The following is a 25,527-nucleotide window of genomic DNA, read 5'->3' as shown; positions in this document are numbered from 1 at the left end:
CTCTGTGGAAAACCCGGTGGATAAGATCGTGCATAACTAACGACCTGACTATTAATAACGTACAAGCTGGTGCTGCAATCTAACAATCACAGCAATCATAAACCTGAAGCAAGAAAAAAGCTGAACCTTTCGATTCAGCTTTCAGTAGGATTAACGAAGTTTTTTAAAGTACTGATCCACTTCCTTTTTATAGAACGGAGCCAGAGAGGGCGGAACCGTTCGTAATAACTCGGTCTGCTTTTGCTTCTCCTTTACGTACTGTTCAAAGGCAGGGGGGACTTTGGGAGGAAGGGGTTTTGCCGTTTCTGATTTCCTTTTTTCGTCCTCTTCCTGTTGCTGAATCGCCTTTTCAGACTCCAGTAAGCGGGTCAGAATATCCTTATTACGGTTAATGGTATTTGGAGTAAGCCGCTTATTAACCAAATCTTCTTCCGTCTGATCCATCTTTTTCATAAGATCATTCGCTTCGTTTTGCAATTTCTTACCTGCTTCTGTTCCTTTCAGCCGTTCCATAGCTTCCTGCAATTGTTTGCGAATAGCCGCCTGCTGAGCGGCCATCTGTGCCATTTGCTCGGAGAATTGTCGACCCTGTTTATTACCACCCTGCTGCATCTGCTGCATTTGTTGATTCATTTTCTCCTGCTGTTTACTCATGCCGGGGGCGTTGCCTTTTTGTTTTTTGCCTTTTCCTTTGCCGGAAGCCATCATATTCATGGCATTATCCTGCATTTGCTTGAGCACGTCCGAGAGCATCAGGGCCAGGTTATTCATGTTCGTCATGGCAAATTGCTGGCGAGCGGTGGCTTGTGACAGTTTCCGCTCACGGATCGACTTGGCAGCATCGTCCATGTTTTTCTTCATACTGCCTACTTCGCGGGTAACAAATGCTTCAATTTGCATGACGCGTTTCGCCAGGGAGTATAAACTGTCTTCAATGATCTTGGCATCATCCTGCATTTTGATTTGCTCCTGAGCCAGTTTTACGAAGCGAGGATCAGCCAGTTGAATGCCCCGGAACTCCTTCATTAAGCGTTCCTGGTCAAAACTCAGGTGAACCAGATTTTCCAGAATATCCCGTAGGTGATCCATATTTTCCTGATTCTCTTCCATCTCCGCTTCCTGTTTCATCTCCGACAGTTTCTGAGCCAGTTTCTGCATTTGCTGGGCGGCCTGCTTCTGCTTTTTAGCGGCTGATTTCTGATTGCCCTGCTTCATATCCTGCATGCTCTGTTCCTGCTGTTTGGAGATGTCTTCCTGCTCTTGCTTGCCCATATCCATGTTTTCCATGTCTTTGAGCTCTTTATTTAGTTCTTCCACCTGCTTCAGCTCTTCCTTGACATTCTTCATCTCATCCTGTAGTTTCTGCTGTTCCTGCTGAAGAGGAGAGGCATTTTCATCGGCCTTTTGACTCTCTTTAGAATCCTGATCTTTCTGGTCGGTGTTCTGATTTTTCAAGGAATCCGTTTCGTTCTTCCCATTTTTAGGATCCTTAGAGTCCTTATTAGTTGAATCGTTCGGCTGATTTTTATCTAATTTCTGATCTTTACCCGGATCCGTTTTCTGAGCTAATTGTTCCTGATTTTTAGCCAGTTTTTTTAACTCTTCGATAGACTTATCCAGCTTTTGTTCGCGTTGCAGACGCTTGAATAACTGCATCGCCCGATCCAGATCTTTCTCGGCATTACGCTCCTTTGACTTCAGGCGATCCAGCAAGTCCAGCATGCGTTCGTCCTGATTTTTTTCCAGCATTTCCTTAAGCTGCTCATAGAGTTTATCCGAGTCGTTTTTCATTAACTCATTCATGAGCTTCTGGAGCTGCTCAAACTTCTTGGCTAACTCGGGTTTCTGTTCACTGAAACGTTGCTGCTTTTCGGTTAAGCTTTGGTTCAATTCCTGTAACTGCCGGATTTCATCCTGTAGTTCCTGCCGCTTTTTCAGCAGTTCTTCTACCTGTTTTTTATCCTGATAATCCAGATCACGTTTGTTCTTCAGGCGAGTTTCCAGAGCTTCGAGTTCCTTTTTGAGTTGCTGGGCTTTACTCAAAGAGCGGTCCATCTGATGCTCGGTTTTATCAATAGCCTGTTCAATTTCTTTGTCAATCGCTTTTTTAGAAGGGATGGAATAGTTCATTACGCCCGTCTTGGCTGCTTTTGCTCCATTGACGCCATCATTATCCCATACCTGAACGAAGTATTCAATCTTATCGCCCGGGGCCAGTTTAAGACTATCAGTAGACCATTGGTAATAAAAACTCTGAATGGTTTGGCCTTTAGAGAAGGGAATACCCAGAGAAGCATATGCTTTAGGCTCAGGCTTGCCTTCCCGCTGGATGCGATAAAAAAGTTTGAGATTCGATACCCCATAGTCATCCCCAATGTTTCCACCTAACACCAGATAGTTATATAAAGTAGAATCGCGGTATTGTTCGAGTGAAATGGTAGGATACTTATCGGGAATTACGTTCAGAAAGAAGCTAACCGGCTCGCGATTGTTAGCGTATTTATTTTTCAGAAAAACCTGATACTCGCCGGATTTACGAGCTTGTTTAGCAAAAGAAAATCCTCCAATCATGGCCTTTTTCGCAGTCTGTTGTCCAGTTTCTCCTTCAAAAGCCAGGTTAACGGCATCTGTTTCAGACGCGTCAAATTCCCATTCAATGCGGGTTCCTTCAGGAACGGAAAGGTTGCCCGTGTTTTCTACGGATTCAGTAGGTTTACTAAGATAAGCCGGGTAATGGAGGTTCACCGCAAAGCCTGTCAGATTAGGTCGGGCAATGAGATCAATTTCGTACGCATGAGAGGTATAACCCGCTGCCTCAAACTTAAAATCAATATCCTGTTGCACTTTGCGGAAGGTGTATTGGTAATGCCGCTGATCGGTCGATTCCATCTTGAAGCGTCGTCCTTCGAAAGTCAGATACACGGCTTCGGGAATGGCTTCGCCCTGAAGCCTTAATTGGACGGTATAGTCCTCGTTTCTAAAAGCTTGTAATTCTTTGTTTTCAAGCAGGAAAGTAAAGGGAGCCTCTTCCGCAAATTCATTGGTGAAATAGACAATCCGCGTCGTGGATTTGGTAAAAAACTGCGGCCAGATCAGGAGAATGGCTGCTATGACCAAAGCCGGTATGGCTACGAACTTGATGTATTTTTTATTCTCATTGAGCTTAACCGCATCCGCAAATTTGACCAGCGTCAGTTGCTGTGACTTCTGCTCAATAGAAGCCAGGATTAACTCGTTCTGGTTATGATTTAGTCCAACGAGTTGAAGCGTGTTTAGTAATCGATCACCCACTTCCGGGAAAAAACGTCCAATCTGCTGAGCGGCTTGTTCATTGGAAAGGGGCTTCTGTTTTCCGTATAAATACACCAATGGTTTGATTACCCAGAAGATGATGGAAAACAGAAAGACGGCAACAAAACCAAAGAAAAGAACCGTGCGGAAGATCGTGCCGAAATGGCCGAAATATTCAAGGGTATTCAAAAGCAAATAAGCCGAAAGCACCACGGCTGCCGAAAAGAGAATACCCTTTAACAGCAAGTTGGTATAAAACTTTCGCTTGTATTCGTCCAGTTGCCCTAATAGAGTAGAGATTGGAGAGTGTTGCATAGAGTACAGAGGCCTTTAGAGTAAATGCAGTATGAAGCGTATACCGAAGTATAGAGCAGTCGTGTATTTTAAACGATTTAAGTTACAAAAAATTTATTAATAACCGGTAAAAGCTTCGGTTTGCGTTTATTAATTATTTGATAATCATACAAATACCTTAGAGACAATCTGTCAATGAAATTCAAATAAAAGTAAGTAGGCTTTTCCCTTCGTTCGAGCGGGTGTAGAGCTTACTTGGCCTTGGGAAGATTTCTTTGAATGTTACTTCCCCGGTCTGGATGGATCCGGATGAAATTCGGGGACACTGGTTGGTATTTATAATTATCGCACACCTGTTGGGTACATCATATCCTCAAGGCCTGTCATCCAGAGCGAAGCGAAGGACCTTATTGCCTTCTTTTAACTTATGGGGTCATGAGGTATCATTATCAATCTTAAAAGCCAATATCTATTCCTTCGTTCAAAAGAAGAGGTAATGGACTCTCTGTTTAGTAGAATATCATTTTGGGTGCATCGCTCATCTTCTAAACAAAAAGAACCAGATCTTATCGACCCGGTTCTTAATAATCATTATTTAGTAATTAGCGTTTTTTTCGAGAAGAACTATTCCGATTTTTATCTCTTGGCGAAGAGCTGGAAGGCTTACGATTTCGGTTCCCACCGCCTCGGTTCCCACCCCTGTTACCTGAGGATGGAATGGGTTTGAGTCGGGGAGACTCGCCCGTAGTCAAGATGCCTAATAATTCCAGATCAATGATCCGGCGACTTAAGTTGGCTTCTTTTACCTTCACCCGAACGTTATCTCCAAAGTTGATAATACGTCCTGAATTCTGACCTACTAATCGGAAATTAGCAGCATCCAGATCATAATAATCATCTTTCAAATCACTCAGGCGAATCATACCTTCACTGGCGGTTTCTTTGATTTCCACGAATAAACCAAACTCGGTAACACCTGAAACCATACCGTCGAAGACTTCGCCCTGATGCGACTGCATGAACTCGACCTGTTTGTATTTAATACTGGCCCTTTCGGCTTCGGCGGCCATTTTCTCGCGTTCGGAGCTGTGCTTACAGCGACCTTCGTATTCGTTCCGGTTTTCTGAATTGCCGCCGTCCAGGTAATGTTGAAGCAAACGGTGAGCCATCATATCCGGGTAGCGACGAATGGGAGAGGTGAAGTGCGAATAGTGAGCGAAAGCCAAACCAAAGTGACCAATCTCTTCCGTCGAATAGCGGGCTTTGGCCATCGTTCGTACGGCCAGATTCTCAATTAGGTTTTGCTCGGGCTTACCTTCCACTGCCGTCATCATGCGGTTGAGCGAGCTGGCAATGTTCCCCTCTACATTGACCTGATAGCCGAAACGAAGAGCAAAATCCGCAAAGGTCTTCAAGCGATCTTTATCGGGAGCTTCGTGAATTCGGTATACCATCGTATTACGAGGCTCGTCTTTCTTGAGATTAAAAACAAATTCCGCTACTCGCTTATTGGCCAGCAACATGAATTCTTCGATTAGCTTGTGAGCGTCTTTCCGAACTTTCTGATATACATCGAGAGGCTTCCCATTTTCATCCAGACGGAATTTAACTTCAACCGTTTCAAAATTGACCGCTCCTTTACGGAAACGCTCAGCCCGTAGTGTTTTGGCCAGATCATTCAACACGTGCAAATCTTTCTGGAAATTAACGGTGGCCTCTACCTTTCTCTTTCGGCCTTTGGGCTTGTCCGTAGCTTCTGGCGTGGCAGGCGTTTCACTTTCTGTTAATTCAGCTTCCAGTAACTCCTGAGCTTCCTCGTAACTAAAGCGTTTATCCGAGTGAATGATGGTTCGGCCAAACCATTCATTGATAATTCGGGCCTTATCATCGAGTTCAAAGACGGCTGAAAAGGTCAGCTTATCTTCATTAGGCCGAAGCGAACAAAGGTTATTGGAAAGCTTTTCGGGTAACATCGGCACGGTCCGGTCAACCAGGTAAACCGATGTAGCTCGGGCGTAGGCTTCTTTTTCCAACTCCGTTCCCGGCTGGATGTAATGGGTAACGTCGGCAATGTGAACGCCTACGCGGATATTACCATTTTCAAGATACTCAATGGAAAGAGCATCATCGAAATCTTTGGCATCGGCGGGGTCAATCGTGAACGTAGTAATGGGGCGGAAATCCCGACGCTTTTTAACTTCTTTCGGGGTGATCTTCTCCGGAATGGCTTCTGCCGCCGCCGTGATGTGTTCTGGAAATTCATTGGGTAAACCAAATTCGGCCAGAATTGCGTGCATTTCGGTGTTATTATCACCCGCATTTCCTAGTACAGTTTTAACCCTACCTTCGGCCCGCTGCCCTTCTACGGGGAATTTAGTAATCTCGGCGATTACTTTCTGACCGTCTTCTACGCCATTAAAATCTTCACTTCGAATGAAAAAATTCGTATAAATCCGGCGATTGTCGGGATAAACGAATCCATATTTTGGACTCATCTGTTCGAAAGTTCCTACAACTTCCTGCCGGGTTCGGTGAAGAACCTCCTGCACCTCGCCTTCGGGACGATAGCCAGAACGCTTACTGCCTTTCCAGATCGAAATCCGTACCTGATCGCCATCCATGGCAGAATTCAGGTTATCCGTTGGAACATATACGTCAGGCTCGTCGGGTTTGGCGTCGTCCAGCACAACAAACGCAAAATTTTTGTTGGTGTGTTCCACCCGGCCCGTGCGGTAACGTAAGCCCGTATCTACCTGATACTTACCTTGAGCGAAAAGTAATTTTCCTTCTTCATTGAGCTCTTCGATCATGAGGCGATAAATCTCCCGCAGGGACTTTCCCCGTACATCCATCTGATCGCATAACTCCGAAATAGTGAAGGCTTCTTTGTAATTAATATCAAAAAAAGAGTGAATTTCGGCTTTAAGTTGATTGAGGAAACGTTCTTCTTTCGTGACTGTATGATTTTCTTTTGAATTTTTTTCATGTAAATTATATCGTTACGTACTGATTAACAGATGGTTGAGTGAATTGGTTCTGCGTTGGAATTTATTACATACAGATTGGAAATACCTATACTACCGGCAAATAACAACTAAAGTTAAAGTTGTATTATTTAAAAAACGTTTCGAAGATATTTCTTCGAAGATTGCCTAATTTTGCACATTCCTAAGAATTGAACTAAAAAAACTGACGCTCAGAGGCTTCCAATGGCATTATTCGATTTCCTAACCAGCGACATAGCGATCGATTTGGGCACGGCCAACACGCTCATTATTCATAAAGGCAGAATAGTAGTGGACGAACCCTCTATTATCGCCCTCGATAAAACCACTGGCAAAGTACTGGCCATTGGTCATCGAGCCATGCAAATGCACGAAAAAACCAACGAAAACATCAAAACGATACGTCCCCTTAAGGATGGCGTTATTGCCGACTTTACGGCAGCCGAGTTGATGATTCGGGGGATGATTAAAATGATTGACGAACGCAAAGGCATGCGTTTCTTCACCGCTTCTCACCGCATGGTAGTTTGTATTCCTTCCGGTATTACCGAAGTGGAGAAACGAGCTGTAAAAGATTCGTGCGAGCATGCCGGTGCAAAAGAGGTGTACATGGTACACGAACCCATCGCCGCAGCCTTGGGTATCGGTATCGATATTCAGCAACCCAACGGTTCCATGATTGTGGATATCGGAGGGGGAACAACGGAGATTGCCGTGATCGCACTTTCGGGTATCGTTTGTGAAGCATCCGTTCGCATTGCCGGGGATGTCTTTACCCGTGATATTGTGGATTACATGCGTCGGGAACATAACCTCCTGATTGGCGAGCGTTCGGCTGAGATGATTAAAATCGAAGTAGGAGCAGCCTTACCCGAACTGGAAAACCCACCCGCGGATTTCGAAATCCGTGGTCGGGATTTGATGACGGGTATTCCGAAAGAAATTAAAGTAACGTATTCGGAGATTGCATATGCCCTTGATAAATCGATCTCGAAAATTGAGGAAGCTACCATGAAGGCTCTTGAAACGTCACCTCCAGAGCTTTCGGCGGATATTTACCACAATGGTATTCACCTGACGGGTGGCGGTGCCTTATTACATGGATTGGACAAACGTCTGGGTGCAAAAACAAAACTTCCGATTCACATCGCCGATGATCCCCTGCGGGCTGTCGTTCGTGGAACGGGCGAAGTATTGAAAGATCTGGATAAATTTAAGGCCGTTCTTATTAGTTAATTTCAGGACAGCGTAAAACGTAAGTAACCCAGTCATCAACTGACTCGGTTACTTACGTTCTCATTTTTGCTTCCCGTTGCATGAATTCGCTTTTTGCTTTTATAGCCCGGCAGCGGGCCTTTATTTTATTCATCCTGCTCGAAGTTTTAAGCTTGTGGTTTTACTTCAAGTTTAACAACTACCCAAGCTCGATTTATTTCCACACGTCCAATTATTACGTGGCCAAAAGCCTTCAGTTACAGGCTTCCGTCACGCAATATTTGAATCTGGGGCAGGTAAATGCGGGCTTGGCGGCTGAAAACGCCCGTTTGAATGCGGAGTTAACCAAGCTCCAGAATAAACAGGTACCTAGCGTTATTAACTACAAAGCGGATTCAGCGGTTGCTACGCGGTTTCAGCCGGTGGTAGCCAAAGTGGTGAAAAACTCCATCGTTGTGGCTCAGAACAACTACCTCACCCTCGACAAGGGCACAGCGGATGGCGTTCAGCCGGGAATGGGTGTTATTTCTCCCACGGGTGTGGTGGGTATCGTTAAAGGCTGCTCCGAGCATTTTTCTCTGGTAACTTCTATTCTGCACATTGATCCGCCCATGCGGGTTTCTTCGGAGGTACGACGTAGCGGAGAAATTGGTTCCAGCCGTTGGGAAGGACAAAATACCGAGATCGTGAAGCTCTTCGATGTGTCGCGTTATAAGTCGGTAAAAATGGGGGATACTATTGTTACTTCGCATTTTAACTCCGTTTTCCCGGCGGGAATTATGGTGGGCACCGTTAAAAAATTAGGCGTTAGTTCAGACCAGACGTTCTGGGATATTGATGTAAAACTCGCGACGGATTTACGTAACCTGTCCTACGTGTATATCATTAATAATCGCCTTCAGAAAGAGCAAGAACAACTCGAAAGTACCGTCAAGTAAAAGAGTTTAGTGGTTTGAGTTTAGGGTTTAGAGTTAATAACGAACTCCAAACTCCAAACATAAAAACCCTAAACCCAAACCGCATTTAACCCCATGAATCGAAATATTTTAGGTATTGCCTTTTGGGTAGTTCTTTACTTATTGCTTCAGGTCTTTTTCTTTCGAAGCATGATCCTTTTCGATCATGCCTTTTGCTTTATATACATTGCCAGCGTTCTTTCTTTGCCTTTTGATACTCCCAAAACCTGGGTGTTGTTGCTGGCTTTCGTCTCCGGCTTCTTTGTCGATTTCTTTTATAATACGTTAGGATTACACGCGGCCTGTACGGTTTTTCTGGCTTTTGCACGTCCCGGTATTCTGAGATTATTAACACCTGCCCGAGGATACGAAGAACGTAACGAACCTACACTGGAAGTGATGAATCTCTGGTGGGTGATTCGCTATACATTCATTGCCGCATTACTGCATCATGCGTTACTTTTCAGTCTCGAATCTTTAAGCCTGGCTTTGATTGCTCCGACGTTGATTAAGATTATAGCCAGTACCTTTTATTCGACATTGGTTATCGTTATTCTTCAGTTCTTTAGAGGAAACTAGAGGTTGTACTGTGGTTAACTACTAATAATTCTTTCCTGTCATTCAGAGCGTAGCGAAGAACCTTACTTAGAGTTACAAGTAATAGTTTCTGATTGAAATTAATGAGCCTTTTCCAAAAATAGTCCCATGCCTACAGAAGGTCTCTCTCTACGTTCGAGATGACAGGCGAAGGAATAGACCACCATAAAAAATGCGACTCGTTTCAGCGAGTCGCATTTTCTTTTTATTCCCGTAGACACGTCGATTGACCGCGTCTCATGTTTTCCATTTCAATTAATCTGTTTACTGCAACTGAATTTGATTAGGCTAAACAGATTAATTGAGGTCTCTACGGACTTAATTCTTGATAAACCGTTGACTTACCCGTTCATGTTCGTCGATAATCTGCACAAGATATAATCCGTTACTCCAGCGGGAAACGTCTACGTCAAGATAATAACCCGTTCCTAACGGAGACATCTGCTGCGTTAGAAGCGTTTTCCCATCACTACTCAAAATAGTTGCCGAGACATTGGAAGCGGTAGGGTTATCATATTCAATGCGAATACGTTCCTGAGCCGGGTTCGGTGATACCTTGAAAATAGTTGCCTTCTGAACGGGTTCCACCGATGTAATAACCACGGTAACGGCCTGCGAACGGGCTTTACAACCAGCCGATTGCGTAGTTTCCACCTGGTAAGAACCCGATTGCCCAACCAGATAGGTTTGAGATGAGGCTCCCGAAATCAGCGTACTATCCCGATACCATTGATACGCCGTTGCTGCGGAAGAAGTTAGCTGTAAGTCCTGACGGTTAATGGTCGGAATCGTTACAGCCTGACTGCGTACCACTGTAGTGGAAGAGGTCGTCTCACAACCCGAAGGTTCCGAAACTTTTACCGTATAACTTCCAGCCTGGTTGAGCGTATACGTCGACGAAGTGGCCCCAGAAATCGTCTGGTTTTCTTTGTACCATTGATAGATGAATCCAGTTCCAGTGTTAGCCTGTAAGGTGAGGGTTCCGTTCTGGCACACCAGGGCACTATCTCCGGCGGTAATGCGGGCAGGCGAGGTAACCGTTCCTACTGTTACGGGCACTGCAACCCGATTACTGGAACAACCGCTGGCTTTTACTTTCAGATCGTAGAAGTAATAATAGTAGGTATAAGCGGCACTACCAGCTCCATTCCCCGTAATCGAAAAGATATTACTGATACTGAATGGATAAGGCTTGGTGCTACTGCTCAGGTTTCGGTAAATCGTAGCTCCATTGCCGTATGCAATCTGAATTTGATAATCTCCCGCCGGAATGTTCAGTCCGAGTGGGTAAATGGCTCCATTATCACTAGCGTCGTCCGTACTGGCACCCGTTGCCGCCGGATTTCTAGTAGCCGTTACATCCAGCGTTACACTGGAGAATATATTTCCCGAAGCATTAACAACCGAAAAAGTAATCGTACCGCTATTGCCAATGTATAATCGGGCACTTTCCAGTACTACCGGAATATCAGCATGTACAGTAATCGCAGGTGTGAACTGGTTATATCCACCACCCGGATAAACCGATTTATTAGCCGGGCCTACCGTGCCGCTGAATTCGTTCAGGCTGGCATAGATCATTCCAGAGGCGGGTTTCTGAGCAATAGAAGTGGCATTACCAATGGCGAGTAAGTTACCTCCACTGGGCGAGTCGTACCAGAAAGCGGTGCCCGAAGCGGAGTTTCGCAAGGTTACCTTCGCATCTGTTCCGCAGGTTTGAGCGGTAGCGACGGGAGTAACCAGGGCTGCACTCGTCCGCGTTTGCGTTAATCCATCATTGCTGGATTGTTGATCTCCCGGTAAGGCTGTGGTAACAGTAATGGTATACGTTTTGGTAGCTTCGGGTGTAAACGATCCCGTCAACCACACATTTTTCTGCTGAAAGGCATTAATACTGGTCTGGCCGGAAAAGGTGGCTACTGTGGTAGTTCCCTCTTTAATTTGAGCCGTAATGGGGATAGAAGATTGATTTTCTGTACCAAAATTCTTCACCGTTACCTGCACAGAAGTACTTCCGCCGGAACAGAAATTCGCTTCGGGCGAAAGCAATGCGGTTATGCCTACGTCTTTGGCAGGCGTAACAATTTTCAATGCGTATTGCTGCGTTTGTCCGGCAGTATAGTTACCGCACGCCGTAATAGCTGTTGAGCCTTCTTGAGTAATGATTCGTAAGGGAATGAACTGCCCGGTAGTGACGCCCGAAGGAATAGTAACAGTTCCGCTGAATAGGCCTCCACTTTGCAAAACGGATGAAGTTCCCAGCGTTTCATTCGCATCTTCGAAATCACCGTCCAGATTCCAGTCGGCAAAGAGTTTTACCATTTTGCTAGTGCTGGTTCCGTTACAGTTTGCTACGGTAATTTCATAATTAATGGTCTGACCTGTAGATACTTCAGCGATTTGGTCTGCAAATACGAGATTTGTTGAACAACCTTCAGGTAAGGCATTATTGATGGTACCGAAAACGACTTTACTGATTTTACTGACATTCGTATTGGTTGCCAGAGCCGAGCAGTAGGCCGTTCCGCCAATACCGCTCATGATTAAACTATAAGCCTGAGGGGCGGATAAGCTGTTTTTGTGAGAAACGGTAATGGTATAAGTCCGGCCAGGAACGGGATTCTCAATGACAACCTGCTCAACATTATCCCGGATATTATCTCCACGAGTGGCCAGAGCGGAAGGATTTTCAGGATCGAGAATGTAGGGAAGGCTGGTCGTTGTTCCATCTGAAATCCGAATATCCAGGTCATTCACTAATCGGGGTGTACGGTTATTTAAAGCCGCCGCATTGGCGGTTAAGGGCGTTGCTTCGGGATCAATCCAGGCGATGGTTACGACTAGCGGACCTTTACCGGAAGCAATCACTTGTTGCGTGTAGGTTTGCCCTGAGCTTAATTCGCGTTCAGCGATGGAGTAACTCTTATCCTGATTAAGAATAGCCTTGGCGGCTTTCTCCATGTTCAGTAATCCCCAGCCGTAGGTATAATCTGGCCCCTTGTTTCCGGCCTCATCTGCGGTATGGATTACTAATCCTTTCAGCGTGGAAGAACGCATGAACTGGTTGTTATTCTGCTGACTGTAAAGCTCCTGTAGCAAAAACAGACTTCCCGAAACGTTAGGGGATGCCATCGAAGTGCCTGAAAGCGTAGCATACGCATCGCGGGCCGACGAAGTAGAAGAGAGAACATTGACTCCATCGCCAACGATATCAGGTTTAATACGCCCATCGTCGGTAGGTCCAGTGCTGCTGAATGAGCCTAGCTGCACATCTGAAGCATAGTTATAACCCTGAGGTAAGCCATACACTGCTCCAACGGTCAGGATATTTTTTGCCGTAGCATAGGTTGGAATATTATCAAAAGCTCCATTGCTCTTGCGGACTTTCGTACTGGTTGTAGAACCCGAACCGATGCTATACGAAGCTCCGTCGGCGGGTTTGTTGGTTCCATTGGCATCGCGGTCATTACCCGCCGCAAAACAGATCAGGTAATTGGGTGAGTTAACGGCAATGCGATCCAGCGATTGAGCATTAGAGCTATAATAGCCAAATTTATAATCTTCTGTTTCGCTGACGGCATCGGTGCCGTACCAACGCCAGGTCGTGCCGTCTTCGTCCAGTTGCCAGCCCGCCAATTGTCCGTAGGAGTGATTGGAGATTAACAAACCCGAAGCAGCACTGGTTATTTCTGAAATATCATTGTTAAAATCCCAGGCCCGAAGCGAAGCTCCCGTAGACATACCTTTGGCTAATGGGTTAACTCCACTGGCAATCATTGTTCCGGCCACGTGCGTAGCGTGTGAGTTATTACTCGTGACGTTATCTACCTGCGTTACCCGACCTGAAAATTCCACGTGATCTGAGCGAACGGCCCCACCGTCCCATACGCCTAAACGGCCATTCATAACGGAGCTTCCACCCGTAAGACTTAATCCCAGACTTCCTCCCTTTTGAAGCGTATTCGTGCGGGTTGTTGCGGCGGCAATTACGTTCGAAAAAGTAGTTATATATACCGGTTCTCCGTGAGCATCAAGACCTTGAAGTTTAATACGACGACCATTGGCATACAGCCGCTCGACAAACCAGCCGCGTTTATTGACAAGATCCAGAGCTTTCGTATAGGAGGTCTTTTCCTGATCGGCCAACTGGCGAGCCGCCTTTTCCAATAATTGCGTTTGTTTCTGTGAATAAAGTGAAAGAGGTTTTTGGGCCAGGGCAGGATAGAAGACCAATGATCCTAGTAATACCAGTATATATTTTTTCATTTCTTGCGGGGTTACTATTCAAAATACGATACGTTAAAAGTAGGGGTGATGTTGCAGGTTTCGACGGGTAATGTGTTGATTATTATTATTTGGCAAGGCACCTTAAAGTAGAGACGCGATTTGTCACTTCTGGTCAAAAAGATGATGATACGTTTCAGTAGGTTATCAACTTCTTTCCTTCATCCAGAGCGAAGCGAAGGACCTTATTATCTTCTTCTAATTTATTAGGTCATGAGGTACCGTTAATAATCTAAAAGTTTCCCCCTGATCTCTCCATTCTTTTGAGAGATCGGTTAAGGAATATATGCCTGTTATCAACAGTGAAACTTCGACTGTGGGAATAATGGCAAATCGGTAACTAACAAAAAAGCCCCTGATTTCTCAGAGGCTTTTTCCTAGTTATTTTCTCTAAATCGAGCTTCGTTTTCTTCTGCAATTTCGCTGGCAAGTCGGGCTTTTTCCCGTTTATTATTCACTCTTGCCGAAACGAAAATACTGATTTCATAAAGTAATAATAAAGGAGCCGTTACCAGCATCTGACTAAATACGTCGGGTGAAGGAGTAATAACCGCCGCGATAATCAGGATAACAATGAAGGCGTGTTTCCGATAGTCCCGCATGAACTTAGGAGTCATAATCCCCACCTGCGATAACACGAAAATGATCATCGGTAACTGAAACGTCAGACCGCAGGCCAGAACCATCATTACCAGCAAACTCACATAAGAAGAAATATCTACCTGATTTTGAATGGATTCATCAATCTTAAAATCAGCAAGGAAATTAATGGCCAGGGGACTGACCACAAATAACCGAAGGTTACCCCGCAGAAAAACAGGAGCGTTACCCAAAATACCGACCCCCGGGAAGCACTAATTTCCACATCCCGAAGACCTGGTTTAATGAATCGCCATAATTCCCAGAAGGCATACGGAAAGGCTAGTGATAAACCAATGAAAAAGGAATAGGTAATGGCCATCATGAATTGACCCGTCATTTCCCGGTTAATCAGAATGAAGTCAATTTTCTGAACGCATAAATCAGGAGCATTCACGATCTGGGCTAAATCGCAAAGCTTGCGATAGGTCCAGAAATCGGGTCGGCTGGGAGCCAGGATAATGCCATTCCAGATTTCGTTATGAAAAGCAAACGCCAGAACGGTAAAGACGATAATGGCCGCGAGTGCCCGGATGATGTGCCAGCGAAGTTCCTCCAAGTGTTCAATGAAGGTCATTTCACCGCCCGTTTCTTCTTCATTTTCGTCCCAATGTTGATCCAGAGGCATTGTATAAATGTTAAATATGAATAAAAATTTCGGCTATACTGATGTTCAAAAGAGTAAATTAATAGATCAGAGCCGAACGTTTCAACCTTTGACTATCCATTTTTTGCTCTTCAATAAAAAAGATCGTTTGAAGCAGTTGATTTGAAGAGTAAACTTCAAAGCTTTTAAACTGTTTCAAACGATCTTCAACCTTATAATTATTTAATTAGCGGTACAGCGGGAAGTTTTCAGTCCAGGCATTTACCTTTTTCTTCACTTCTGCGATGTAGCTTTCATTTTCGTTGTGCGTTAGCACGTCGTCAATCCACTCTACAATTTGTAGCATATCATTCTCTTTCAGACCACGTGTCGTCATAGCAGCCGTTCCTACCCGCATACCGGAAGTAACGAAGGGAGACTTATCGTCAAAAGGAACCATGTTTTTGTTCACCGTGATGTCAGCTTTGATCAGCGTGTTTTCAGCTAATTTACCCGTCCAGCCTTTGGGGCGGAGGTCAATAAGCATCAGGTGGTTATCCGTTCCGCCGGAGCTGATTTGATACCCTTTATCGATAAAGGCCTGAGCCATTACCTGAGCGTTTTTCTTTACCTGAATGGCATATTCGCCGAATTCTTCCGTCAGAGCTTCACCGAATGCTACGGCTTTAGCCGCAATCACGTGTTCCAGCGGGCCACCTTGCGTGCCGGGGAATACGGCAGAATCCAGCAGGCTGGTCATGGTACGGATGTCCCCTTTAGGCGTGGTAATACCGAAAGGATTTTCGAAATCTTTACCCACCAGAATCAAACCACCACGAGGACCACGCAGCGTTTTGTGCGTCGTTGTCGTTACGATGTGGCAGTGTTCCATGGGGTTATTCAACAACCCTTTGGCAATCAGAGCCGAAGGGTGAGAAATATCCGCTAATAATAAAGCTCCGATTTGATCAGCGATGGCACGCAGACGAACGTAGTCCCAGTCACGAGAATAGGCTGAAGCACCGCAAATCAGCAGGCGGGGACGCTCACGTAAAGCGATTTCTTCTACTTTATCCCAATCGATCAGACCCGTTTCCTGTTCTACACCGTAGAAGAAAGGCTGGAAATATTTACCCGAGAAGTTTACAGGAGAACCGTGTGAAAGGTGACCCCCGTGAGCCAGACTGAAACCGAGGATTTTATCACCAGGGTTCAGGAATGACAGAAAAACGGCTGCGTTTGCCTGAGCTCCCGAGTGAGGCTGAACGTTTGCCCAGCTAGCTCCGAATAATTCTTTTGCCCGGTCAATAGCCAGTTGTTCCACTTGGTCAACCACTTCGCATCCGCCGTAATAACGTTTACCGGGAAGACCTTCAGCGTATTTATTCGTTAATACACTGCCTTGAGCTTCCATCACTTGCTTAGACGTGAAGTTTTCAGAAGCGATCAATTCAATGCCATATTCCTGGCGATGAGCTTCTTTCTCAATGAGATCGAAAAGTTGGGTGTCGCGTTCAATGCGGGAAGCGGTAACCGTTGACATGGCTATAAAGCAGGTTATGTAAATGGTAGATTTTTTCGCTAAATTAATCTGATTGTCAGTTTATTGGCTTTCCAGAAAAGGCCTAACTGACACAGAAAGACAAAGGTACACCGGAAACCTAAGCTTGCCAAATCCTAAGGTCTGGCTCAGTGTTTTTAGAATCCTATTCTGCAATTTCCCGGTTATGGGCTACTTTTGGGAGTTTTCTGTCTAAATAGTCAGTATCGCATACCAATACCTTCTGCCTGAGTACTGACTATTGTTCAATGAACGTTTGAAAAGCCATGTCAAAAGAAATAAAAGTTGGAATAATGACCCTGGTTTCAGGGCTTGTCTTGTACTTCGGATTCAACTTTCTGAAAGGGTCCGATCTGTTTTCCAGTTCCCGAGATTATTATGTGCTGTATGATAGTGTAGATGGACTAACCTCCTCCAATCAGATTATGCTCAATGGCGTAGCGGTAGGTCGAGTTAAAGAAACCCGTATTCTCACGGAACATAATAATAAAATTCTGGTAACCCTCACGCTGGACCAAGATATTCCCCTCACTACCAACACAGTAGCTCTGTTAGGTGATAACGGGCTCATTGGGGGGAAAGTAATTCAATTGCAAATTGGCAAAGGCTCGGCCATCGCTGCTGGCGATACACTTAAAGGAAATAAACAGGCGGGCTTAACGGCGGCTTTACAGGATAAAGCTTTGCCCATTATGACTGATGCGGATTCACTGATTCGTAATCTGAATGTAGTCGTTTCTCGTTTCAAGCAAACGGGCGACGTGCTGAATCAGTTACTGGCTAATGTGGATGAAACCGGGCTGGCTCTGCGGGCTACGATCAATGAAAACCGCAAAAACCTGACGGGTATTACTACCAACCTGAGTAAGTTATCTGCTCAACTGGTGGAAACGGAAAAAAGCATTAAGCCCATTATGGCCAAGGCAAATACCTTCACGGATTCGCTGAATGCCCTTCGTTTAGGTCAGACCGTAGCAAAAGCGAACCAGACCGTAGCTGAATTACAGGCCATGTTACAGGCGTTGAAAGAAGGTCAGGGAACCGCTGGAAAACTATTGAAGGATGATCAGTTATACACCAACATGAATCAGTCGATTCGGGATTTGGATAAACTGCTCGTTGACCTTCGCCAGCAACCCAAACGTTACGTTCATTTCTCTGTTTTTGGAGGAGGGAAGAAAGGCAAAAAAGCCGCTGGCGATACGCTGGGGAATGGGGAGAAATAGTTGTTAGTTGATCTGTAGTTAATAGAATAGTCTTTAGAAGGTCGCTGCCAGCAGAAAAGCTGGCAGCTTTTTTATGAAATAACCGCAAGCAAGGGGTAAACTAATTTTGAGTCAAGCCTATAATGCTGCCAGCGAAAAAGCTGGCAGCGATACTTAAAGAGATCCTTAGACAGTCGTCAAAAACTCTACCATTTTCGTGACTGCTCGGGTGCGGTGGTTGATGGCGTTTTTTTCTTCCATGGTCATTTCACCAAAACTACGATCAAAACCTTCGGGCTGAAAAATAGGGTCGTATCCAAAGCCGTGATCGCCACGGGGAGCCTCTAGTATGGTTCCTTCCACGATTCCTTCAAACTGATAAATCTCTTCTTGAATAATCAGCGTGATAACCGTACGAAAACGAGCTGAGCGATCAGTAACTCCTTCCAACTGAGTTAATACCTTCTGCATATTCGCCTGAGCATCCCGTGAACCCGAATAAAAAGCGGAGTCCACACCGGGTTCGCCATTCAAAGCCGTAATCTCTAGTCCGGTATCATCGCCGAAACAATCAACATTGTAGTAATCAGCGAGGTACTTGGTTTTTTGGAGTGAATTGGCTTCCAGCGTCCGTCCGGTTTCGGGAAGTTCTTCGGTACAATCAATATCAGCTAACGTTTTTAATTCAAAGCTAGAGCCTAAAAAAGTCTGAATTTCGTCCAGCTTATGACGGTTATTGGTTGCGACGACTAGTTGCATCTTTCTGCGTTTAGAGTTTTGGGTTTTGAGTTGAGCGTTACGCACTCCTAATGGTTCTCGAAACCTTCTTTTTAGATTCAAAGGTAAATCGGCTGTCATTAAAGAAACATAAAGGGCTGGCTAAAATTTACGTTCGTTAGACTTTAGGGCACAAGTTTAAGCTGTCATCTTGAACAAAGAGAAAGACCTTACTTGTGAATGTAAGCGGAGTCTGAAGAAGGCGAGTTATGTTCAATTCCCGATAAGTTCCTTCGTTTCGCTATGGAAGCCAGACTTGGGGTTTGAATTTGGCCCCAAGTCTGGCTTCATTACTCCAGAAAGAAAAAAGCCATCCTGTTAACAGGATGGCTTTTTGTCATTACTTCTGCTGACTGAACTTTGCTTTTCCTTCGTCGAGATAGCTGATAAACTTCTCCACATTAGGCTCGTAAGCAACCGCTTTTACCAGTGGTGTTGCATCATTATCTGGGTCGATTAACACGTATAGGGGCTGGGCGTTGAAGTTATACTTTGAAATTTCAAAGTCCAGGTTCTGATCGCCGATGGCGGTTTTGGGTTTGCCGTCCACTTTCGAAACGTAATGTTCACTTTCGGGAAGCTCGGTTTTGTCATCCACGTACAGCGAAATGATGATGTAATCTTCGCGTAAACGTTTCAGTACTTCCGGCTGACTCCAAACCGTTTCTTCCATCTTCCGGCAATTCACGCAACCGTGACCCGTAAAGTCAATAAAGACAGGTTTGCCCACCTGCTTTGCATAAGCAATGCCCTCTTTGTAATCAAAGAAACCTTCCAGTCCGTGGGGTAACTTCAGAAAATCGGCGTACTTCCGTCCCGCCGGTAAGGTGCTGCCTGTTCCCTGTTGTGCAGTAGGAGCATTGTGATGCAGGTTAAATTCCTGCGAAGTTTCGGGAGGTAATAAACCCGAAAGTGGTTTTAGCGGAGCTCCGAATAAGCCGGGAATCAGATAGACCACAAAGGAGAAAATTACAATGGCGAACAACGTACGGGGAATCGAAACGCGATCTACCGGGCTATCATGAGACATTAATACTTTGCCCAATAGATTGAAGCCCATCAGAGCAAAAATGACAATCCAGAGGGAGAGATATACTTCACGGTTCAGTAAGCCCCAGTGATAGGTTTGATCGGGAACACTCAGGAATTTTAACGCAATAGCTAACTCCAGAAAACCTAACTGAACTTTCAACGTGTTTAGCCAGCCACCCGACTTAGGCATGGTTTTCAAAAAGCTCGGAATAAAGGCTGCAATCACGAAAGGTAAGGCGAAGGCCGTACCGAAACTGATGTTTAGTAAAGCCGAATCCCAGATACTGCCTTTGGCCGCCAGAATGGCTGCTGTACCCACAATCGGAGCCGTACACGAGAATGAAACCAGAGCCTGAGCAAAAGCCATAAAGAAAATACCACCCCAACCACCTTTATCGGCCTGAGCGTCTACTTTATTCACAAAGGCACTGGGTAAATTCAGCTCGAAAGCTCCGAGGAACGACAGGGAAAAGAGAACGAAAATCAGGAAAATAAATACGTTGGGAATCCAGTGCGTACTGATAAAATTCACAAATCCGCTACCAAAGACGGCGGAAATCAGCGTTCCGAAAAAAGCGAAAATCAGAATGATCGAAACACCGTAGAACAGGGCTTTCGTCATGCCTTCCATCCGCGAATCGACGCGTTTAGTAAACATGGCCACCGTCATCGGAATCATAGGATAGACGCAGGGCATTGCTACTGCCGCTAACCCCGCTAGAAAGGCTAATACAACATCGCCGAAGCCAACCCCACTTTTCTGATCTTTAGCCTCTTCTGGAGTTACAGCGGCCTCCGTTGCTGGTGCCGATCCCGTCGCTATAGTATCCGTATCTTCCGTGGTTGGTGCAACTACTGTGGAGTTGGCCGTATCAGCAGGCGTGCTGGTTACAGCGGGCGTTTTTGCTTCTTCGGTTTTGGGAGCTTCCGTAACGGGCGTTGCCGCCGCAATTACTTTCAGTTTGGTGAGATTAAAATCACCATCATTAATGGGAATGCATAAGCCATCGTCCTGGCAAACCTGACCGCCAATGTTTCCTTCAATTTTAGCTCCTTCTTTCAGAATCTTGACGGTCTGGCGAAAGGCAGGCTTCCCTTCAAAAAAGCGAACTTTCCCGTCGAAGATTTCGTCCATTTTTTCAATGGGCTTACTCGTCGTGCGGAATTTGCCTACGGTTTCGTACGCATCACTTTTCTTCAACTTGATTACCGTTGGCAGAGGTCCCACATCGGGATCCTGATCGGGAGAGAAGATATGCCATCCGCTGTTTACATCAACTTCTACAATCACGTCTACCGTTTCGCCCACCTTAACTTCGTTTTTGGAAAGGGAGAACTTCAGGGCGTAAGGCTTGACCACCTGGGCCTGAGCCGCGATGGCCGTCCATACCCAGAGAGATAATACTAGTAACTTTTTCATGAATGTTGAATGAGTCGAGGACGATGAATGGGGAAAACCAATGAGCAGATTCCTCCGTCCTGCGTCATCTATGCACTGATATTAGTCGGCAACGCAAAATAAATCAGGATAGTTTAGTTTTTGAAAAGGAAGTGTGTTAATCCTGCTTATCCAACGATTTATAGTAAATAATTGCCGGAGGATCGCATTAAAATGAAGCTTTTAGCCCTCCATGCCTTAAATTTGCTGGGTATGGGCCTACACTCTCCCAATTTTCTTTGATAAATCAGAATGGATTTTCTACACCAAATACTCGGGAATGACCTGGAAGCCGCCGGCTTTGTTATCCTGAATTTGATCCTGATTGAAAGTTTACTGTCCGTAGATAACGCCGCTGTATTGGCTACGATGGTCATGGACCTATCGCCTGAACAGCGTAATAAAGCTCTGAAATACGGTATTATTGGTGCTTACTTATTTCGGGGGCTTTGTCTGCTGGCGGCTACCTGGCTCGTAAAAATCTGGTGGCTAAAACCCATCGGCGGAATTTATCTGCTGTATCTCTGTTTCAGCTACTTTTTCAAAGGCTCTCAGCCCGAAGAAGAGCACGAAATCCAGAAAAAAGATTCCTGGTTTTACCGGAATACCATTGGTTTGCTTGGCAAGTTCTGGGCAACCGTTGCTCTGGTCGAAGTGATGGATCTGGCCTTTTCCATTGACAACGTTTTTGCCGCCGTTGCTTTCACCGATAATATCTATCTGATCTGCACAGGCGTCTTCATCGGAATTCTGGCGATGCGTTTTGTGGCTCAGTCTTTCGTGAAACTCATGGAGAAATTTCCTTTTCTGGAAGGAGTTGCTTTTCTGGTCATTGGGCTTTTAGGATTGAAGCTCATGTCTTCCGCGGCGTGTCATTTCTTCAAGGAAACCGCCATTTGTACGTTTCTGGAGGGCGAAGAAGCGGACTTGTACGTATCCATTGCAACGGTCGTTCTTTTTGTCGTGCCCGTTTTAGGGTCACTTCTTTTCAATGTCCCGAAACGGCATATAACAGAAGATTGATCCAGTTTCATTTCTTGAATAGCTTCAGTTAAAAAAGCAGACACGTTTGCGGTAACGCTCTGTTTTTTTGCATATTTGAAGAATAATATTTTGCCGCTTCATTGATAACCTAGACAACATTTTAAATTTTACTCCTAACGGAACATTTGTATGGCGAACATTTGGGTAAAGAAGCCCCTGAAACAGTTACTAAACGAGGCGGAAGCCACAGGTGAAGGCTCATTAAAACGAACACTTACCGCTGGAAACCTGATTGCTCTGGGAATTGGAGCGATCATCGGGGCGGGTCTTTTCGTACGTACGGCTGCCGCCGCTGCTGATAGTGCCGGTCCTTCTGTAACGATTTCTTTCATTCTGGCCGCTGTGGGTTGTGCCCTGGCTGGTTTATGCTACGCTGAATTTGCTTCCATGATCCCCATCGCGGGTTCTGCTTATACGTATTCGTATGCAACTATGGGTGAGTTTGTAGCCTGGACCATTGGTTGGGATTTAGTATTAGAGTACGCTTTGGGTGCTGCAACGGTTTCCATTGCCTGGTCCGAATATCTGAACAAGCTTCTGGCCACGATCTTTGGGACTGAGATCCCTTATCAGTGGTGTCATTCACCCTTTCAGGTTTCAGAGTTGGGTACGCATGGAATTATGAATATTCCGGCCGTATTTATTCTCTTCTGTATAACCTTGTTGTTAATCCGTGGCGTTCAGGAATCAGCGACCGTTAATGCAGTTATCGTTGTACTGAAAGTAGCGATCGTCGTTCTCTTTATTGCTCTGGGCTGGCAGTACATTAACCCTGCCAACCACATGCCTTACATTCCTGAAGCAACGCGAGTGACTGATTCCGCAGGTGTAACCCGAGACTTTGGTGGGTTCTGGGGAATTGTGGGCGGTGCAGGTACCGTATTCTTCGCTTTCATTGGTTTTGATGCCGTTTCAACCGCAGCTCAGGAAGCGAAAAATCCTAGCCGTGACATGCCGATTGGTATCCTCGTTTCGCTCGTGATTTGTACCATTCTTTATATTCTTTTTGGTCACGTATTAACGGGAATTGCTAACTATACGGAATTCCGTACGGCAGGTAAAGAAGCATCGGTGGTGTATGCCATTCAGAAATATATGCACGATTACCAGTGGTTAGGCACTTTGATCACCGTGGCTATTTTGGCAGGTTTCTCATCCGTAATTCTGGTGATGTTGTTAGGTCAGTCTCGGGTGTTCTATTCTATGGCAAACGATGGTCTGGTACCTAAAGTATTCAGCCAGTTACACCCTAAATTCCGCACGCCTTACCGTTCGAACATGTTGTTTTTCGTTTTCGTAGGTATTTTCGCTGCCTTCGTTCCTGGTGACGTGGTAGGTGATATGACCAGTATTGGTACATTATTCGCCTTCGTTCTGGTATCACTCGGCGTGGTAATCATGCGTAAAACGGATCCGAATGTACCTCGTCCCTTTAGAACACCTTTCTCACCCGTAGTGCCTATTTTGGGTGCAGTTACCTGTCTGTTAATGATCTATGGACTAGGTCAGGAAAACTGGCTTCGTCTGATCGTATGGATGGCCCTGGGTCTGGTGATCTATTTTGGTTATAGCGTTCGTCGAAGTAAACTTCAACGTCCCGGAGCTGGTGAAGAATAAGCACTTCTTACAGCTATGATATACCTTAAAGGGCGCTCTGGATGCAGAGCCGCCCTTTTATATTTGTCTTTGATAATCATATAGTTTTACGGCAGGTAATAAATAAATATTCATGAGTATTCGTTATTAACCGATTGAGGAATAATCTTGTGAAAGAAAAATAAATCCGCCAGAGCCGTCTTATCTAATCCGGGAAGTACAAAGCTCAAAAATTATTACCGACTACTATGAATACGAGAATTTATAGAACCTGCCTCTGCCTCTGGATAGGTCTGCTAGCCTGGAGTACGCTGAAGGCTGCCGATCATCCGACTGATCAGCGGGGATATAATATTGGAGAAACCGTTGCCAATTTCGTGCTGAAAAATGTAGATGGCCGAATGTTGGGTCTGTCTGAATTTAGGGCCAGCAAAGGAGTCATTGTGGTATTCACAACGAATCACTGCCCCTACGCGAAAGCCTATGAAGACCGCATTATTGCTCTGGACGCCAAGTACAAATCGCAGGGTTTTCCGGTATTGGCCATTAATCCCAATGATCCTTCGGCTTATGAAGAAGATTCCTATGAAAACATGAAGGTAAGAGCCAATGCCAAGCGTTACCCCTTTCCGTATCTGTTTGATGATACCCAGAAAGTAGCAAAAAACTTTGGAGCGAGTCGTACGCCTCAGGTTTATATTCTGGTTCGGGAAGGCGATAAATTTACCGTTCAGTACATGGGTGCTCTGGATGATAATTCACAGGACCCCTCTGGCGTAACCCGGAGATATGTAGAAGATGCCGTTAATAACCTCATTCAGGGTAAACCCGTCATGTTGAACGTAACCAAATCGGTGGGTTGTGCGATTCAGTGGAAGGAATGATAACGAAGAATAGATTTACTAGTTAAATAAAAGAGCTCGGTCCTACCGAGCTCTTTTATTTAACTAGTAAAGTGGTTGTAACTAAGCTTCAGTTGAAGAGGTCGGATCTTCTTCAATTTCTGGAACCAGTTCTTCTTTTTTACGACCTAAGAAGAATCTCTTTATAACTCCCCAGCCCGCAGCAATAGCTACGATGATGGCTTTCCAAAACTTCAATATCAGTGCTAGGAATCCTACTTTAGTCAGAATCTTACCTGCTACCAAACTTCCAATGGTCCAGGCCGCAACATTATCCACATCGGGAAGATAGTCAGCGTATGTACTGCCGGGATTAAAAGTAATACTGCCTAAAACTTTGTCGATATTTGCTTTTACTTCAGGAAGTTCGCTCATAGATGCAACAGCATTAAGCATGAAAATTCCTTTTCTTCCTAAAATTCGAAGATTATAGTTTAACGTATGTTCATCACTATCTCCAAATTTCAATTCCTTAGCCCAGTGAAGTACTTTTTTATTACTATCATAATAAGGTACAGAAGCCCATTTAACTAACTCTAATGGGGGATAACCCTGCTTAATTCTTTCAGGATTAGCCTCGTTAATTTCTTCCTGTTGTTCTTTTAAAAGATCATCGTAATCGATGTCCTGGGCATCATCGTCTTTGACATAACCCATAGCATCATAGCTAATGGTAAAGACCCAGCTTTTTTCTCCTAAGACACCGTGATTGACAGGAACAAGTAATCCCAGAATAGATTCATTGGCTGGATTACCCCATAAGTCCGTTAAGACATACTGGCTTTGTTTCTTGTCGAGAAATTGAAAGCCTGCCGGAACCGTGAGTGTAGCATTGCCTTCTTCCAGCTTAATAACACCAGTCTGATAGCGAAGAGATTTTTCAATTTTTTCATGTTCAAGCTTTAGGCTATCTAGATTTTGAGCTTGAAGAGATGATAACGCGAATAGTAATAAAGATAGGAAAAGGAATAATTTTCTCATGGACAAGGTTAGTTGTGGAGATTAATATTTTAATTGATTATGGACTTTGTAAATATATAAATATTACGAATTAATTTAAATGTTAATCGGGCTTTTAAAAGCAACGATTTATCGCTTTTAAAAG

16 protein-coding genes are annotated in these 25,527 nt (G+C 44.9%); 7 read left to right on the top strand and 9 right to left on the bottom strand.

All coding sequences use genetic code 11. The annotated features are described in order from the left end of the window. Positions 1-150: 150 nt before the first annotated feature. Positions 151-3,606, bottom strand: a complete 3,456-nt coding sequence (locus BWI96_RS09520; RefSeq protein ID WP_232793664.1) for a DUF4175 family protein — start codon at positions 3,604-3,606, stop codon at positions 151-153. A 581-nt stretch (positions 3,607-4,187) separates the two neighbouring features. Next, positions 4,188-6,500 carry a ribonuclease R gene (gene rnr, locus BWI96_RS09515; protein WP_106636422.1) on the bottom strand — a complete coding sequence of 771 codons (2,313 nt, stop codon included), beginning with the start codon at positions 6,498-6,500 and terminating at the stop codon, positions 4,188-4,190. 294 nt (positions 6,501-6,794) lie between these two features. Between rnr and BWI96_RS09510 the strand changes: the two genes are divergently transcribed. The 3 genes from BWI96_RS09510 (at position 6,795) to BWI96_RS09500 (ending at position 9,340) form a co-directional block, all read left to right on the top strand. Beyond that, positions 6,795-7,826 (top strand): rod shape-determining protein, encoded by a 1,032-nt coding sequence (locus BWI96_RS09510; RefSeq protein ID WP_106636421.1) that lies wholly within the window; start codon positions 6,795-6,797, stop codon positions 7,824-7,826. An 80-nt stretch (positions 7,827-7,906) separates the two neighbouring features. Beyond that, on the top strand, positions 7,907-8,743 hold the full coding sequence (gene mreC, locus BWI96_RS09505; protein ID WP_106636420.1) for a rod shape-determining protein MreC: 837 nt from the start codon (positions 7,907-7,909) through the stop codon (positions 8,741-8,743). 93 nt (positions 8,744-8,836) lie between these two features. After that, positions 8,837-9,340: a hypothetical protein gene (locus BWI96_RS09500; RefSeq protein ID WP_106636419.1), complete on the top strand. Its 504-nt coding sequence runs from the start codon at positions 8,837-8,839 to the stop codon at positions 9,338-9,340. A 336-nt stretch (positions 9,341-9,676) separates the two neighbouring features. Here the strand turns inward: BWI96_RS09500 and BWI96_RS09495 are convergent, their stop codons facing one another. From BWI96_RS09495 to glyA, 4 genes are all read right to left on the bottom strand, one after another. After that, positions 9,677-13,624 carry a S8 family serine peptidase gene (locus tag BWI96_RS09495; protein WP_106636418.1) on the bottom strand — a complete coding sequence of 1,316 codons (3,948 nt, stop codon included), beginning with the start codon at positions 13,622-13,624 and terminating at the stop codon, positions 9,677-9,679. A 395-nt stretch (positions 13,625-14,019) separates the two neighbouring features. Beyond that, positions 14,020-14,430 carry a twin-arginine translocase subunit TatC gene (locus BWI96_RS23260; RefSeq protein WP_369804129.1) on the bottom strand — a complete coding sequence of 137 codons (411 nt, stop codon included), beginning with the start codon at positions 14,428-14,430 and terminating at the stop codon, positions 14,020-14,022. Beyond that, the gene (locus BWI96_RS23255; RefSeq protein WP_369804128.1) at positions 14,361-14,909 is read right to left on the bottom strand and encodes a twin-arginine translocase subunit TatC; all 549 of its coding nucleotides are present in this window, start codon (positions 14,907-14,909) and stop codon (positions 14,361-14,363) included. The genes BWI96_RS23260 and BWI96_RS23255 overlap by 70 nt, the downstream gene beginning before the upstream one ends. A gap of 205 nt (positions 14,910-15,114) precedes the next feature. Further along, positions 15,115-16,410, bottom strand: coding sequence for a serine hydroxymethyltransferase (glyA, locus tag BWI96_RS09485; protein ID WP_106636417.1), 1,296 nt, complete (start codon positions 16,408-16,410; stop codon positions 15,115-15,117). Positions 16,411-16,694: 284 nt separating this feature from the next. Here glyA and BWI96_RS09480 point away from each other — a divergent pair, with 284 nt between their 5' ends. Continuing rightward, on the top strand, positions 16,695-17,654 hold the full coding sequence (locus BWI96_RS09480) for an MlaD family protein (RefSeq protein ID WP_106636416.1): 960 nt from the start codon (positions 16,695-16,697) through the stop codon (positions 17,652-17,654). 165 nt (positions 17,655-17,819) lie between these two features. Here the strand turns inward: BWI96_RS09480 and rdgB are convergent, their stop codons facing one another. After that, entirely contained in the window at positions 17,820-18,392 is a 573-nt protein-coding gene (rdgB, locus tag BWI96_RS09475; protein WP_106636415.1) for an RdgB/HAM1 family non-canonical purine NTP pyrophosphatase, read from the bottom strand. Between the two features lie 358 nt (positions 18,393-18,750). Further along, on the bottom strand, positions 18,751-20,862 hold the full coding sequence (locus BWI96_RS09470) for a thioredoxin family protein (RefSeq protein ID WP_106636414.1): 2,112 nt from the start codon (positions 20,860-20,862) through the stop codon (positions 18,751-18,753). A gap of 270 nt (positions 20,863-21,132) precedes the next feature. On the opposite strand from BWI96_RS09470, the gene BWI96_RS09465 reads away from it, so the two are divergent. From BWI96_RS09465 to BWI96_RS09455, 3 genes are all read left to right on the top strand, one after another. Beyond that, positions 21,133-21,903 (top strand): TerC family protein, encoded by a 771-nt coding sequence (locus BWI96_RS09465; RefSeq protein ID WP_106636413.1) that lies wholly within the window; start codon positions 21,133-21,135, stop codon positions 21,901-21,903. Between the two features lie 150 nt (positions 21,904-22,053). Then, a complete protein-coding gene (locus BWI96_RS09460) occupies positions 22,054-23,541 on the top strand; it encodes an amino acid permease (RefSeq protein ID WP_106636412.1) in 1,488 nt (495 codons plus the stop codon). Between the two features lie 227 nt (positions 23,542-23,768). Next, positions 23,769-24,404: a thioredoxin family protein gene (locus tag BWI96_RS09455; RefSeq protein WP_106636411.1), complete on the top strand. Its 636-nt coding sequence runs from the start codon at positions 23,769-23,771 to the stop codon at positions 24,402-24,404. 81 nt (positions 24,405-24,485) lie between these two features. Here the strand turns inward: BWI96_RS09455 and BWI96_RS09450 are convergent, their stop codons facing one another. Next, entirely contained in the window at positions 24,486-25,403 is a 918-nt protein-coding gene (locus BWI96_RS09450) for a DUF2167 domain-containing protein (RefSeq protein WP_106636410.1), read from the bottom strand. Between the last annotated feature and the right edge of the window lie 124 nt (positions 25,404-25,527).

Source organism: Siphonobacter sp. SORGH_AS_0500 (assembly GCF_002838835.1).
GTDB lineage: Bacteria > Bacteroidota > Bacteroidia > Cytophagales > Spirosomataceae > Siphonobacter.
Note: the sequence above shows the minus strand (reverse complement) of the source record. Positions and strands in the feature narration are given on the sequence as shown.

Coding starts and splice junctions, on each gene's coding strand:
- BWI96_RS09520 (WP_232793664.1), bottom strand. CDS start 3,606: ATGCAACACTCTCCAATCTCTACTCTATTAGGGCAACTGGACGAATAC.
- BWI96_RS09510 (WP_106636421.1), top strand. CDS start 6,795: ATGGCATTATTCGATTTCCTAACCAGCGACATAGCGATCGATTTGGGC.
- mreC (WP_106636420.1), top strand. CDS start 7,907: ATGAATTCGCTTTTTGCTTTTATAGCCCGGCAGCGGGCCTTTATTTTA.
- BWI96_RS09500 (WP_106636419.1), top strand. CDS start 8,837: ATGAATCGAAATATTTTAGGTATTGCCTTTTGGGTAGTTCTTTACTTA.
- BWI96_RS09495 (WP_106636418.1), bottom strand. CDS start 13,624: ATGAAAAAATATATACTGGTATTACTAGGATCATTGGTCTTCTATCCT.
- BWI96_RS23255 (WP_369804128.1), bottom strand. CDS start 14,909: ATGCCTCTGGATCAACATTGGGACGAAAATGAAGAAGAAACGGGCGGT.
- glyA (WP_106636417.1), bottom strand. CDS start 16,410: ATGTCAACGGTTACCGCTTCCCGCATTGAACGCGACACCCAACTTTTC.
- BWI96_RS09480 (WP_106636416.1), top strand. CDS start 16,695: ATGTCAAAAGAAATAAAAGTTGGAATAATGACCCTGGTTTCAGGGCTT.
- rdgB (WP_106636415.1), bottom strand. CDS start 18,392: ATGCAACTAGTCGTCGCAACCAATAACCGTCATAAGCTGGACGAAATT.
- BWI96_RS09470 (WP_106636414.1), bottom strand. CDS start 20,862: ATGAAAAAGTTACTAGTATTATCTCTCTGGGTATGGACGGCCATCGCG.
- BWI96_RS09465 (WP_106636413.1), top strand. CDS start 21,133: ATGGATTTTCTACACCAAATACTCGGGAATGACCTGGAAGCCGCCGGC.
- BWI96_RS09460 (WP_106636412.1), top strand. CDS start 22,054: ATGGCGAACATTTGGGTAAAGAAGCCCCTGAAACAGTTACTAAACGAG.
- BWI96_RS09455 (WP_106636411.1), top strand. CDS start 23,769: ATGAATACGAGAATTTATAGAACCTGCCTCTGCCTCTGGATAGGTCTG.
- BWI96_RS09450 (WP_106636410.1), bottom strand. CDS start 25,403: ATGAGAAAATTATTCCTTTTCCTATCTTTATTACTATTCGCGTTATCA.